General features: G+C 66.1%; 10 protein-coding genes. 5 read left to right on the top strand and 5 right to left on the bottom strand.

The genetic code is table 11. From position 1 onward, the window contains the following. Positions 1 to 212 precede the first annotated feature (212 nt). The 3 genes from ACYQOP_RS03455 to ACYQOP_RS03465 all read right to left on the bottom strand — a co-directional run bounded on the left by ACYQOP_RS03455 (position 213) and on the right by ACYQOP_RS03465 (position 6,043). Positions 213 to 1,898 (bottom strand): methyl-accepting chemotaxis protein, encoded by a 1,686-nt coding sequence (locus ACYQOP_RS03455; protein ID WP_461221151.1) that lies wholly within the window; start codon positions 1,896 to 1,898, stop codon positions 213 to 215. Positions 1,899 to 2,547: 649 nt separating this feature from the next. Beyond that, positions 2,548 to 2,931, bottom strand: a complete 384-nt coding sequence (locus tag ACYQOP_RS03460; RefSeq protein ID WP_461221153.1) for a nuclear transport factor 2 family protein — start codon at positions 2,929 to 2,931, stop codon at positions 2,548 to 2,550. A 109-nt stretch (positions 2,932 to 3,040) separates the two neighbouring features. Then, on the bottom strand, positions 3,041 to 6,043 hold the full coding sequence (locus ACYQOP_RS03465; protein ID WP_461221154.1) for an FAD-binding and (Fe-S)-binding domain-containing protein: 3,003 nt from the start codon (positions 6,041 to 6,043) through the stop codon (positions 3,041 to 3,043). A 126-nt stretch (positions 6,044 to 6,169) separates the two neighbouring features. Here ACYQOP_RS03465 and ACYQOP_RS03470 point away from each other — a divergent pair, with 126 nt between their 5' ends. Further along, complete coding sequence (locus tag ACYQOP_RS03470; protein WP_461221156.1) at positions 6,170 to 7,216, top strand: threonine aldolase family protein; 1,047 nt, start codon at positions 6,170 to 6,172, stop codon at positions 7,214 to 7,216. A gap of 7 nt (positions 7,217 to 7,223) precedes the next feature. Here the strand turns inward: ACYQOP_RS03470 and ACYQOP_RS03475 are convergent, their stop codons facing one another. Next, on the bottom strand, positions 7,224 to 7,982 hold the full coding sequence (locus tag ACYQOP_RS03475; RefSeq protein WP_156467659.1) for a GntR family transcriptional regulator: 759 nt from the start codon (positions 7,980 to 7,982) through the stop codon (positions 7,224 to 7,226). A 159-nt stretch (positions 7,983 to 8,141) separates the two neighbouring features. On the opposite strand from ACYQOP_RS03475, the gene ACYQOP_RS03480 reads away from it, so the two are divergent. Further along, a complete protein-coding gene (locus ACYQOP_RS03480) occupies positions 8,142 to 9,317 on the top strand; it encodes a pyridoxal-phosphate-dependent aminotransferase family protein (RefSeq protein WP_461221158.1) in 1,176 nt (391 codons plus the stop codon). A 123-nt stretch (positions 9,318 to 9,440) separates the two neighbouring features. After that, positions 9,441 to 10,733 carry an MFS transporter gene (locus tag ACYQOP_RS03485; RefSeq protein ID WP_461221160.1) on the top strand — a complete coding sequence of 431 codons (1,293 nt, stop codon included), beginning with the start codon at positions 9,441 to 9,443 and terminating at the stop codon, positions 10,731 to 10,733. 71 nt (positions 10,734 to 10,804) lie between these two features. Here the strand turns inward: ACYQOP_RS03485 and ACYQOP_RS03490 are convergent, their stop codons facing one another. Further along, positions 10,805 to 10,969 (bottom strand): hypothetical protein, encoded by a 165-nt coding sequence (locus ACYQOP_RS03490; protein WP_461221162.1) that lies wholly within the window; start codon positions 10,967 to 10,969, stop codon positions 10,805 to 10,807. A 79-nt stretch (positions 10,970 to 11,048) separates the two neighbouring features. Between ACYQOP_RS03490 and ACYQOP_RS03495 the strand changes: the two genes are divergently transcribed. Together ACYQOP_RS03495 and map are read left to right on the top strand one after the other, a co-directional pair. Then, positions 11,049 to 12,272 (top strand): CaiB/BaiF CoA transferase family protein, encoded by a 1,224-nt coding sequence (locus ACYQOP_RS03495; RefSeq protein WP_461221164.1) that lies wholly within the window; start codon positions 11,049 to 11,051, stop codon positions 12,270 to 12,272. Positions 12,273 to 12,412: 140 nt separating this feature from the next. After that, positions 12,413 to 13,165 (top strand): type I methionyl aminopeptidase, encoded by a 753-nt coding sequence (gene map, locus ACYQOP_RS03500; protein WP_461221166.1) that lies wholly within the window; start codon positions 12,413 to 12,415, stop codon positions 13,163 to 13,165. Positions 13,166 to 13,382: the final 217 nt, after the last annotated feature.

Raw genomic sequence — 13,382 nt, forward strand, 5'->3', positions numbered from 1 at the left:
CTGTTGCCATGGGTTGAAAACTCGATGAGAGGCGGCTCGCCGTCTCAAGGAGAGGTCGAGCCGGCGAGCGCCGCTGTCAAGACAGTATTCCCGGGCTCGCTTGCCGATCGCCCCCAAGGCCTGGAGATACAGGAGCCTCATCTCCGGAAGCCCCGTTTCATGGTCCGCCGAGCCCCGCACCCGCCGGACCGTCCCTGCTGGTCGTGCCGGCCTCAGGCGGCCCGGACGGTCGCCAGGAACCGCTTGACCTCGGCGGTGAGGTGCTCGGATTGATGCGAGAGTTCCGATGCGGAGGCCAGGACCTGGTTGGCCGCGGCTCCGGTCTCCTCGGCGGCGCTGGCCACGCCCGAGATGTTGCTCGTCACTTCGCTGGTGCCCGTCGCGGCCTGGGACACGTTGCGGACGATCTCCTGGGTCGCGGCTCCCTGCTCCTCCACCGCCGCGGCGATCGTCGTGGCCACGGCGTCGATGTCGCGAATGCGCGTGGTGATGGTGGCGATCGCCGAGACCGCCTGCCCGGTCGCCCCCTGCATCTGGGTGATCTGCTCCGAGATCTCCTGCGTCGCCCGCGCGGTCTGGCCCGCCAGCTCCTTCACCTCCGTGGCCACCACCGCGAAGCCGCGTCCGGCCTCTCCGGCGCGGGCCGCCTCGATCGTGGCGTTGAGCGCCAGCAGGTTCGTCTGGCTCGCGATGTTCGAGATCAGGACGACGACGTCGCCGATGCGGGCAGCGGCCTGGCTCAGGGTCTGGACGAGGACCCCGCTCTGATCGGCCTCCACGACGGCACGCTGGGCGAGATCGGCCGACCCGCTCACCTGGCGGGCGATCTCCTGGACCGAGACGCCGAGTTCCTCGGCGGCGGCGGCGACCGTGTTGACGTTGGTGGCGGCTTCCTCGGCGGCGGCGGCCACGGTGGTGGATTGGCTCGCGGTCTCGGTGGCGGTGGAGGTCATGGTCTGCGCCGTCGCCTGCAATTCCGTGGCCGAGGACGAGACCATCCCGACGATCCCACCGATCGCCGCCTCGAAGGAATCCGCCATCTGGAGCATCCCGAGCTTGCGCTGCTCTTCGGCCGCCAGACGGGCCTGGACGGTCTCGGCTTCCAGGACTCGCGCCTGGATCATGCCGTCCTTGAACACCTGCACCGCGCCGGCCATCGTTCCCACCTCGTCGCGGCGGTCCTGGAGGGTGACCTCCGTGGTGACATCGCCCAAGGCCAGCCGGCCCATGATGTCGGTGAGGCGCCCGATCGGACGGGTGACACCGATGATCACGACGGCGATGGCCGCGAACATCCCGAGGATCACCCCAAAGGCACTGGCAAAGATCAAGGTGTAGCGGGTCGTGTTGGTCTGCGCTGTCAGACCGTCGGCTTCTGTGGCAACGAAATCCTCCAGGTCGGTGGCTAATTTAGCGCCGAATTCAATCATCTTACTATTTACGGGATCGATCGACTCATGAAAAACGTCCAGAGCCTCTGCGTTCTCATTGTTTTTTGCCAAATCGCGCACGTGGATGATCTTCTGATCATAGTCTTCAACCATGGACGCTTGTTCTGATACGCGCGCCGAAAACGAGGGTGCTTGCTCGGCAATGGCTTTTAAATCGGTTTTGATCTTCGCGCTGGCAGCATCGAAGTTGTTTATCGCAACGTTCATCTGCTTTTCGTCCGTCTCGACGATGAGCCTGACGACATTGTAGTTGAGTTCGGCGATGAGCCGGTTTACCCGGCGTAAGTTTGCAACGGCGCGTGTTTCGCGTGCAAGGAACGAGCTATAGGCATTATCGATTGCTGCCATGCGAGACTGGGCGTACCAGACGCAGCCGCCGACGATCACGCCGATGAGTGCGATGACCATGCAAACCTTGTGAAATATTTTGAAGTTTCCAAGTTTCATATCAACACCCATCAGTGATAAATTATGTCTATCAGCCAAAATATGGATATTTCATTACTATACCCAGTAGACAAGACTTACATTTTCTCAGGTGATATAGTTCCGCACTTGGCCGGCTGATCCGCCGCCAGCCCCTGCGGGGTGGCCGATGCGAGGAGGCTGATCCTGCGGTCTCCATCGGCGCGGCGACGATACCGCCAAGGCCCCTAAGACGGCCATTCCGGAAGAGGAACATGGCGCCACGGCGAGAGCGGATAGGACAGCGATCGTGGGCACTTCGCCCCCTCCGCACCGTCCAGAACGTGCAGCGCCAAGGCAGCCGGACATGACTGACCTTGACGGACTCGTCGTCAGGAACCGGACGATGCGGCGGGGCGGTGCGCTTCCTCCTCGCCGGGAGGCCGCATGTCAGACCTCACCCGCCGACAGGAATGCCCGGTCGCGTAAGGCGATCGCTCGATCGTGCCAGCCCGGCTCCAATCACTGACGTTCATCCCGGGGGCGATCGAAGCTGTCACATCCCTCAAACGCTGTAGGGACACGTTCGCGGCGACCGGGATTTCGTTGAGCCTGTCAGGCGGCCTCGCTGCGCGGACAGCCGATTGGGGCCGGATGGGGACATAGCCGAGGAGGTGAGCGATCCGGCCGCTCAGAACATCCCGTTCGGATTGGCGGAAGAATCCGGCAGGATCTGCAGCACGTCCCAGTGCTCGACGATCCTACCGCCGTCATCGAGCCGGAAGATATCGATGGCCGCATAATCGTGGTCGCCCGGCCAGTGTTGCAGGCAATGCAGCACCACGAGATCCCCCTCGGCGACCGCCCGCTTCACCTCCACGCGCTTGCCCGGCCATTCGCGCGCCATGCGCTCGAAATAGGCGATGAAGCCGTCCTTGCCATTCGCCACATGCGGGTTGTGCTGGATGTAGTCGTCCCCGGCATAACGCTCGATGGCTTCTCGCGGCCGGCACTCGTCGAACATCAACCGATAGAAGGCGATCACATTCGCTTTGTTCTGCTTCAGGTCGGTCATGTTGTCCCCTGAGCGAGGCGGATTCCACCAGGTGACGGCGACCCGCCTTTCTCGATACCATCCATCACGCCCACGCGACCATGACCAGCGACCCGGCCCGGCCCGGCCGTCAGTGACGTTCGGTCGACGCCGCCATCGCCCGGTCGAGGACCCGCGCGACATGGAGCGCTTCGAGCCCGAGACCGTCATGGATCTGGTGGCGGCAGCTGGTGCCGTCGGCCACGACGAGATCGTCCGGGCCGGCCTTGCGCAGGGCCGGGAACAGCGAGAGTTCGGCCATGGCGAGCGACACGTCGATGGTCTCCGCGCCGTATCCGAAAACGCCCGCCATGCCGCAGCAGCTCGACTCGATGACCCGCACGTCGAGCCCCGGCACCGCGCGCAGCACCGTCTCCACCGCGCCCATGGCGGCGAAAGCCTTCTGGTGGCAATGGCCGTGCAGATGAGCGACGCGTCCGCCCTGGTCCGCCAGAGGCAGGGCGATCCGCCCGGCATCGAGATCGACGGCGAGCAACTCCTCGAATAGCAGGCTCGCCTTGCTCAGCTCCCCCGCCTCCGGGCCGGGAAGCAGGGACGCGAACTCGTCCCGGAAGGTCAGCAGGCAGGAGGGTTCGAGCCCGACGATCCGCGCGCCCGCCCGGATGAAGGGCAGTAGAGTGGTGAGCGTGCGACGGGCCTCCTCGCGGGCCCGGTCGGTTTGACCGGATGCAAGGTAGGTGCGGCCGCAGCAGAGGGGGCGGCGTCCACGGTTGGGGAAGACCCGATGCAGACGGTAACCGGCGGCGATCAGCACACGCTCGGCCGCTTCCAGGTTCTCCCGCTCGAAGGCGCGGTTGAAGGTGTCGCCAAACAGCACGATGTCGCGGAAATCCCCGGTCACGTCGCCGGGATGCGCCGGCTCGCCCTGCTCGACCCAGGGCCTGCGCCAGCGCGGCAGGGTGCGGCGCGCCGAGAGCCCTGCCACCCGCTCCGACAGTTTAGCCAATGCGGGAAGGCGATCGCGCAGGTTGAGGAGCGGTGCCAGCCAGGCGGCGGTGCCGGCATAGAGCGGCAGGGCCGCCACCAGCCGCTCCTTCAGGGGTAGGCCGTGGCGGGCATGGTAATGGTGCAGGAACTCGACCTTCATCTTCGCCATGTCGATGCCGGTGGGGCATTCGCGGCGGCAGGCCTTACACGAGACGCAGAGATCCAGGGTCCGCTTCATCTCGGGGCTGGTAAAGGCGTCCTTACCGAGTTGGCCCGAAATCGCCAGCCGCAGGGAGTTCGCCCGGCCTCGAGTGAGGTGCTGCTCGTCTTTCGTCGCCCTGTAGGACGGGCACATCGCCCCGCCCGCGAGCTTCCGGCAGGTGCCGTTGTTGTTGCACATCTCGACGGCGCCGCCGAAGCCGCCCCATTCCGACCAGTCGAGAGCGGTCTTCTTCGGCTGGCTCACGGAATAGCCCGGCTGGAACCGCATCAGCGAACGGTCGTCCATCTTAAGCGGCCGGACGATCTTGCCGGGGTTGAGCCGGTTCTCCGGGTCGAACGTGTCCTTCACCTGTTCGAAGGCGCGGGTCAGGCGTTCGCCGAACATCGGCGCGATGTATTCCGAGCGCGAGATGCCGTCGCCATGCTCGCCCGAATAGGAGCCCTTGAAGCGGCGGACCTGTTCGCTCGCGGCCTCCGCGATGGCGCGCATCTTGGCGACGTCCCCGCCCTGCTTCATGTCGAGGATCGGGCGCACATGCAGACAGCCGACGGAGGCATGGGCGTACCAGGTGCCGCGCGTGCCGTGGCGGGTGAACACCTCCGTCACCGCGTCGGTGTAATCGGCGAGATGCTCCAGCGGCACCGCGCAATCCTCGATGAAGGAGACGGGCTTCGCATCCCCCTTCATCGACATCATGATGTTGAGGCAGGCCTCGCGTACCTCCCAGACCGATTTCTGGCGGATCGGCTCCGGCACCTCCACCACGGCGGCGGCGAAGCCATGATCGGCCATGCAGGTATCGAGGCGCTTGAGGTCGCGCATCAGGGCGTCCCGGTCGTCGCCGGCGAATTCCACCAGGAGCAGACAGTTCGGCGTGCCACGGGTGATGTCGGCCAGCGTCGCCCGGAACATCGGGATGTCGGCCCCGAGCACCAGCACGTTGTTGTCTACGAGCTCAACCGCCACGGGATCGAGGTCGACGATGGCCTTCGTCGTCTCCATGGCGGAGCGGAACGAGGGGAAGTGGCAGACGCCCATGACCCGGTGCGTCGGCAGGCGCGACAGTTTCAGGGTGACGCTGGTGGTGGCTGCCAGCGTGCCCTCCGAGCCGACGAGGAGATGGGCGAGGTTCGGCCTCGCCTCGATCAGCGCATCGAGATTGTAGCCGCCGACCCGGCGCTGCACGCGCGGGTACATGCGCAGGATCTCGTCGCGCTCGGATTCGGCCAGGGCCCGCATGGCGGCGGCGAGCTCGCCGGCCCGCCGCGAGCCGGTGACGCCCGTCGCCTCGTTGCCGGTGAGACCGAAGCCGAAGGGCTCGCCGTCATGCAACAGAGCTTCCATACCGAGCACGTTGTCGCTCATCTTGCCAAAGCGCAGGGAGCGGGCGCCGCAGGAATTGTTGCCGGCCATGCCCCCGATGGTGCAGCGGGTAGCGGTGGAGGGTTCCACGGGAAAGAACCAGCCGTCGGCCTTCACCCGCGTGTTCAACCGTTCCAGCACCATGCCGGGCTCGACGGTGATCGTTCCGGCTTGCGCGTCGTAGGCAATGATCCCGTTGAAATGGCGCGAGCAATCGACCACGAGGCCGCGCCCGATGGGCTGGCCGTTCTGGGAGGTGCCGCCGCCGCGTAGGATCACCGGCACATCGTGCTCGGCCGCGATCTTGAGGGTCGCTGCAATGTCGGCGGCGCTGCGGGGCAGGACCACCCCCGCCGGCATGATCTGGTAAATCGAAGCGTCGTTGGAATAGCGCCCCCGGGTGAAGGCATCGAACTTCGCCTCGCCGGCGAGGGCTTCGGCGAGGCGGCGCGGAAGGCCGGCGCCCTGGCGGTTGGCGGCGCGCGGACTGACCGGCCCCGGCCCCGCGACGGGCGAAGGGGCGCGGTTCGGGCCGGTGGCGGGCTCAGCCGTTGCGGTCATGATCCATCGTCCTCGTGGGAGTGCCGTCGGCCGGCTTCAAAGCGATGCAGGTTCCGGTAGGGTGGCGGGATCGTCCCGACCGGCTAGAATGGCCCGCACGGATTGCATGCAAAACAGGGCCGGCAGATGATCGATTTGTATAGCGATACGCAGACGCGGCCAACGCCCGGCATGCGCGACGCCATGGCACGCGCGGAGGTCGGCGACGAGCAATCCGATTCCGATCCGACGACCCTCGCCTTGTGCGAGCGCGTCGCAACACTGCTTGGGATGGAAGCGGGGGTGTTCATGCCCTCGGGCACGATGTGCAACCTCGTCTCGATCCTGGTCCAGACCCGGCCCGGCGACGAGATCGTGGTCGACGATCAGTCCCATATCTACAACACCGAGGCCGCCGGCTCGGCGGCCATCGGCGGCGTCTCGGTGAAGGCCTTGGCGACCCCGGCCGGCATCTACACGCCCGAGGCGTTCGAAGCGGCGATCCGCCCGCCCGCCCGCACGGCGCCGCGCTCGGCCCTGGTCTCGGTGGAGCAGACCACGAGCTTTTCCGGCGGCTCGGTCTGGCCGCTCACCGACATGCGCCGCATCCGCGACCTCGCCCATCACAAGGGCATGAAGGCGCATATCGACGGGGCGCGCCTGCTCAACGCGGTGGCTGCCACCGACATCTCCGCCAGAGATTATGCCAAAGGCTTCGACAGCGCCTGGATCGACCTGAGCAAGGGCCTCGGTTGCCCGGTCGGCGCCGTTCTGTGCGGCTCGTCGCACTTTATCATCGAGGCGTGGCGGTGGAAGTACCGGCTCGGTGGCGCCATGCGTCAGTCGGGCATCCTCGCTGCGGCCGGCCTCTACGCTCTTGATCACCATGTGGACCAGCTGGAACTCGACAATGCCAATGCCGGTGAGTTGAAGACCCGCATCGCTGGCGCGCCCGGCCTCGCCATCGCGCCAGATGCGGCCCAGTCCAACATCCTGTGCTTCTCGGTGGAGCCGCTGGGCATCACCGCAACGGCCTTTGCCGAAGCCTGCCTCACCGAGGGCATCCGCATCCGCGCCATCGGGCAGCACCAGATCCGCGCGACCACCCATCTCGACGTCAATCGGGCCGGAATCCTGGAAGCGGCGGAAGTGATCCAGGCCCAAGCCGAGCGATTTCACGGCGAGCGCCGCTGAACCGCCATCACGACGCGGCGGAGGCATCGTCCGGCGGAGGCGCCGTCTCCCGCCCTTCCGCCGCGCGGCGCTTATTTCGCAGGTGCCTGAACAAAATATCGCTGAGCTCGCTGCCGGCGCGCCGGCGCAACGCATCGAGAATTTCCTCGTGCTCGCGCATCGCCTCGCCCCAGCGGTCTCGGTTCTCGTCCAGATTGGCGGAGTAGCGCACACGGCGCAGGCGCCCCGCGAAGTTGGCGTAGCTCGTCCGCAACGGCTCGTTATCGGCCGCCTGAACGATCCGGTCGTGAATCGCCTGATTGCAGGCAAAATAGCCATGCAGATCGCGCCGCATGTAGCTGCTGTACATCTCGTGATGGAGACGCTCGATCTCCGCATAGGCTTCCGGCGTGATCTTTTCGCAGGCCAGGCGCCCGGCCAAGGCCTCGAGACCACCCATCACGTCGAACAGGTCCACCAGTTCCTCGGCGCCGAGCTGGCGCACCCGCGCGCCCCGGTTCGGCAGAAGCTCGATCAACCCCTCGGAGGCCAGCACCTTCAGCGCCTCTCGCAAGGGCGTGCGCGAGATGCCGAAATGCTCGCAGAGCATGCGCTCCGGCACCCGTGCGCCAGCAGCGAGATTGCCCTCGACGATGTAGTCCCGCAGGCGGGCCAGAAGCTCGCCGTGGAGGGATTTCACGAGTGATGGGAACGCGGGGAAACGCGCTCCGTCGATCGCGGCGAGGCCGGCATCGGCCTCCGGCTCTGTGACAGGGTCAAGCACCATAATGCGAACTTAGCAGCCGAAAGCGCGGAGGTCGAGGATGGATGTCCGCATAATAGTTCTTGCCCTCTCAAAAAATGAATGCAATTTTCCGCCCCGTTACCTCTTAAAGCATCGATCCGGGGTACAGCTTTCCCTCGACGGGCCATCGCGGAGATCTCGATGACGACACGGACCGGACGCCATTTCCTGCATATTCCGGGCCCCAGTCCGGTACCCGAGCGCGTCCTGCGGGCCATGGACATGCCCGTGATCGACCATCGCGGCCCCGATTTCGCCGGGCTTGGCAAGGCGGTGCTGGAAGGCGCCCAGTCCGTCTTCCAGACGCGCTCGCCAGTGATCATCTATCCGGGTTCCGGCACAGGCGCTTGGGAATCCGCCATCGTCAATACGCTCTCCACGGGCGACCGGGTATTGATGTTCGAGACGGGCCATTTCGCCACCCTATGGCAACAGATGGCGGCGCGCTGGGGCATCGAAGTGGAGTTCGTCCCCGGCGACTGGCGCCGCGGGGTCGATCCGGCGCGGGTCGAGGCGATCCTGGCCGAGGACCGCGCTAAGTCGATCAAGGCGGTGATGGTGGTCCACAACGAGACCTCCACTGGGGCCACGAGCCGGATCGCGGACATCCGCAAAGCCATCGACCGGGCGAACCACTCTGCTCTCTTCCTCGTCGACACGATCTCGGGGCTCGGCTCGGCCGAATACGCCCATGACGAATGGGGCGTCGACGTCGCTGTGAGTTGCTCGCAGAAGGGCTTGATGCTGCCGCCGGGCCTCGGCCTCGTCGCTGTGTCGGATAAGGCCCTGGCCGCAGCGAAGACAGCGACGCTACCGCGCTCCTATTGGGATTGGGAGGACATGCTGAAGCCGAATGCCGGCGGTTACTTCCCTTATACGCCCGCCACGAACCTGCTCTACGGCCTGCGCGAAGCCATCGCCATGTTGATGGAGGAAGGCTTGGCCCAGGTTTTCGCCCGCCATCAGCGTCTCGCCGCCGCCACGCGCGCCGCCGTGGAGGGGTGGGGCCTGGAGGTACTGTGCCAGGAGCCGTCCGAATACTCGCCCGTGCTCACCGCCGTGGTGATGCCGGAGGGCCATGACGCGGATGCCCTGCGCAATCTGATCCTCGAGAAATACGACCTCTCCCTTGGCACCGGCCTCGCCAAGGTGGCGGGTAAGGTCTTCCGCATCGGCCATCTCGGCGAATGCAACGACCTGATGCTGATGGCGGCGCTGTCGGGCGTCGAAATGGGCCTCAAGGCCGGCGGCGTCCCGCACACGCGCGGCGGCGTGCTGGCGGCCATGGACGCCCTGCGCTCCGGTATCGACGATTGAGTAGCAGGTCCCCTCCCCCTTGTAGGGAGGAGAGCCGCGCCGATCATACCAACCACGCGTGATCCCACAAACAACCGGTGATCAAACCGGGGCGGGTGGCGCGCTCAACCCGAGGAAACCCCGATGACGCCAGCCAAAAGACGCGTCTCAGCGTCGAACATGGTGCTGTTCCTGCTCTGCCTGATGTATTTCGTCACCTATCTCGACCGGGTGAACATCGCCACGGCGGGCGGCGAGATCATGAAAGATCTCGGGATGTCGAACACTCAGTTCGGCCTGATCCTGTCCGCCTTCGCCTATCCCTATGCCATCTTCCAAGTCATCGGCGGCTCGGTAGGTGACAAGTTCGGCGCGAGGCGCACGCTCCTCGTCTGTGGCCTGATCTGGGCCTCGGCGACGATCCTGACTGGAATGGTGGGAGGCCTCATCAGCCTGTTCCTCGCCCGGGTGCTCCTCGGCTTCGGTGAGGGGGCGACCTTCCCCACCGCCACCCGCGCCATGCAGAACTGGACCGCGCCGGGCAAGCGTGGCTTCGCGCAGGGCATCACGCATGCCTTCGCGCGACTGGGCAACGCGGTGGCGCCGCCCATCGTGGCCTTCCTGATCTACCAGTTCGGCTGGCGCCTCGGCTTCGTCATCTTAGGCGTGGCGAGCTTCGCCTGGGTCGTCGTCTGGTTCTGGTACTTTCGCGACGATCCGAAAGAACACCCGGCGATCACCCCGGAGGAACTCGCGGTCCTGCCACCTCCGAGCAAGGTCGGCGCCAAGCAGAACGTGCCTTGGGGCCGCCTCACCCGGCGCATGCTACCGGTGACGCTGACCTATTTCTGCTACGGCTGGACCCTGTGGCTGTTCCTCGGTTGGCTCCCGAGCTTCTTCAAGCTCAATTATGGGCTCGATCTGAAGAACTCGGCCCTGTTCGCGTCGGGCGTGTTCTTCGCCGGCGTCGTCGGCGACACCCTGGGCGGCGTCTTCAGCGACCGCATCTTGAAGCGCACCGGCGATCTCAAGCTTGCCCGGCTCAGCGTCATCGTGGTCGGCTTCCTCGGCGCGGCGGCAAGCCTCACCGGCGTGTTCTTCACCAGGGACCTGACACTGGTGGCGTTGCTGCTCAGCTCCGGCTTCTTCTTCGCCGAACTGGTGATCGGCCCGATCTGGTCGGTGCCGATGGACATCGCACCGAAATATTCGGGTACTGCAGCGGGTCTCATGAACACCGGCTCGGCGGTGGCGGCGATCATCTCGCCGATCGTATTTGGAATGATCGTAGACATGACGGGGAGCTGGACCCTGCCCTTCGTCGGCTCCATCGGCCTCTGCCTCCTGGGTGCAGGCCTCGCCTTCACCATGCACCCGGAACGGCCGTTCGAAGAGGAACCGGTGTTACCGCTCGGGCGGGCCGTGCCGGCGGAGTAGTGCGATCCTAACTTCGCCGACTCGAGCCGAAGCGAGAGCGCATTCCCCTCTCCCCGCACGCGGGGAGAGGGTCACAGGCACCCCGTCGTGCCTGTGACGAGCGGAGCGAGGGTGAGGGGGCGTCGCCGGACGAGACTCCCCCGGAACCGCCCCCTCACCTTCGGCTGCCGCCTCGCCGCGCCGACGACGAGGTCGTCGCGGCCCTCTCCCCGCAAGCGGGGCGAGGAGATGCTCACGGCGATTCGTGTCCTCCTCGCGTAACGCCACCGCCGGCGGGCTACGCCCGGCCCCGGCGCAAAACAGGAAACGAGCACGATGGATCACTCCGTGCACGATGGCCCCCGCCCCCTCCCCCTCGCGGGCATCCGCGTTCTCGACGTGACGCAGGTGATGGCGGGGCCGTTCTGCAGCATGCTGCTCGCCGATCTCGGAGCGGATGTCATCAAGATCGAGCCGCCGGGCACGGGCGACCAGACACGCGGCGCCATGGGATTCAAGATGAAGGGGCCCGACAGCATGGGCTTCCTCAACATGAACCGGAACAAGCGCAGCGTTGCCCTGAACCTCAAATCCGATGCGGGGCGCGACCTTCTTCTCGATATGGCCGCCACTGCGGACGTGCTGGTCGAGAATTACCGTCCCGGCGTGATGGCGCGCCTCGGCCTCGGATACGAGGCGATGCGCGCCCGCAATCCGGGTCTCATCTATGCGAGCATCTCGGGCTTCGGCCAGTCGGGTCCCTGGGCGAAGCGCCCCGGTTACGACCTGATGGCGCAGGCGATGTCGGGGGTGATGAGCGTGACCGGTCATCCAGGCGGTCCGCCGGTGAAGGCCGGCGTGCCGGTCGCCGATATCGGCTGTGCGTTGTTCACCGTCTACGCGATCCTCTCCGCCTATATCGGCCGGCAGGCCAGCGGCGAGGGCCAGTATATCGATGCCTCGCTCTTCGACGCGGCATTGGCCTTCTCGATCTGGGATGTATCGGAATATTGGGGGACGGGCCGGATCCCGCAGCCGCTCGGCACCTCCAACCGCATGAGCGCCCCCTACCAGGCGGTTCGCGCCTCCGATGGCTACTTCGTCATGGGGGCCACGAATCAGAAGCTCTGGCGCCTACTCTGTGATGTACTCGGCCGCGCCGAACTCTTCGAGGATAGCCGCTTCGTCGACATTCCCGCGCGGCTCGCCAACCGCGAGGAACTGATCGAGGAGTTGGAGCGGAGCTTTGCCGCCAGGACCGCCGAGGAATGGGTGTCCCTGCTCCTCGAAGCCGGCATTCCGGCCGGCCGCATGAACACCTATCCTGAAGCATTCGAGAGCGAGCATGGCCGGCACCGGCAGATGCGCATCGAGGTTCCCCACCCGATCGAGGGCACGGTGCCGAATATCGGTTTCCCCGTAAAGCTCACCGGCACGCCGCAGCGCGCGCGCAGGCACGCGCCGCTTCTCGGCGAGCATACCGAGGACGTGCTCTCGGAATTCGGCCTCTCGACGGAGGAGATCGCGGCCCTGCGCTCGCGTGGCGCCTTCGCGGCCTGAGCGGGGTGCCGGCCCTCATATGCATATCGGACCCGTGTGAGGTGATTTGCGTGTGGGGCAACCCAGGCTTTGCCGGGCTCGCGGAGAATGGCAGAACCGCGCGGGCGGAGCCGCCTCCGGTGCCATGAAGGGAAGACGACATGACGGTGTCGAACGACGACGAGCTTGCCGGCCTGAAGCAGATCGGGCGCATCGTCGCTGACACCCTCGAGGCGATGGGTAAGGCCATCGAGCCCGGCATGACCACCCGCGAACTCGACGGGATCGGGCGGCGAATCATGGAGGCGGCCGGAGCTCGCCCGGCACCGGAACTGGTCTACGCCTTTCCCGGAGCCACCTGCATCAGCGTCAACGAGGAGATCGCGCACGGCATTCCGAGCGACCGCAGGATCAATCCGGGCGATCTCGTCAATATCGACGTGTCCGCCGAGAAAGACGGCTACTTCGCCGATACGGGCGCGTCCTTCGCCGTGCCGCCGGTGACGCGGGCGGTGGAGCGACTGTGCAGGGACGGGCGCCGGGCGATGTGGACGGGATTGCGCCAGGTCGGCGCCGGCAAGCCCCTGGCCGATATCGGACGGGCCGTCGGAGCCTTCGCGCGGAAGAACGGCTACACCCTGGTCCGCAACCTCGCCAGCCACGGCGTGGGCCTGTCATTGCACGAGGAGCCGACCGAGATCGCCACCTGGCCCGACGCCTCCGAGCGACGGATCATGCAGGAGGGGCTGGTCTTTACCGTCGAGCCGTTCCTGTCCCTCGGCGCGGAGTTCGCCGAGGACGGCGACGATCCCTGGACCCTTTACAGCCAGCCGAAGGCCCTCACCGTGCAATACGAGCATACGGTCATCGCCTCGCGCAGCGGGCCGCTCATCCTCACCATGCCGGGGCAATAGAAGCCAGACGCAGAGCAAGAGAAGCGAAGGCCGGCGGCACTGCGTCCAAACGGACCTTGCATGACGGACACGCGCGGCATAATCCCAAAGAAAGGCCAATGTTTACAGCAGATTAGACTGCTTAAAAACAACGTGCGCTTCAGGAATCAGGGAGGCTCCGGATGTCCGAAGGGAGGCCCTGTCACGTCGCGCGCCGGATCGCGGATCGGTCGCCGCG

The organism is Methylobacterium sp. CM6247 (genome assembly GCF_054817925.1).

Coding starts and splice junctions, on each gene's coding strand:
- ACYQOP_RS03455 (WP_461221151.1), bottom strand. CDS start 1,898: ATGAAACTTGGAAACTTCAAAATATTTCACAAGGTTTGCATGGTCATC.
- ACYQOP_RS03460 (WP_461221153.1), bottom strand. CDS start 2,931: ATGACCGACCTGAAGCAGAACAAAGCGAATGTGATCGCCTTCTATCGG.
- ACYQOP_RS03465 (WP_461221154.1), bottom strand. CDS start 6,043: ATGACCGCAACGGCTGAGCCCGCCACCGGCCCGAACCGCGCCCCTTCG.
- ACYQOP_RS03470 (WP_461221156.1), top strand. CDS start 6,170: ATGATCGATTTGTATAGCGATACGCAGACGCGGCCAACGCCCGGCATG.
- ACYQOP_RS03475 (WP_156467659.1), bottom strand. CDS start 7,982: ATGGTGCTTGACCCTGTCACAGAGCCGGAGGCCGATGCCGGCCTCGCC.
- ACYQOP_RS03480 (WP_461221158.1), top strand. CDS start 8,142: ATGACGACACGGACCGGACGCCATTTCCTGCATATTCCGGGCCCCAGT.
- ACYQOP_RS03485 (WP_461221160.1), top strand. CDS start 9,441: ATGACGCCAGCCAAAAGACGCGTCTCAGCGTCGAACATGGTGCTGTTC.
- ACYQOP_RS03495 (WP_461221164.1), top strand. CDS start 11,049: ATGGATCACTCCGTGCACGATGGCCCCCGCCCCCTCCCCCTCGCGGGC.
- map (WP_461221166.1), top strand. CDS start 12,413: ATGACGGTGTCGAACGACGACGAGCTTGCCGGCCTGAAGCAGATCGGG.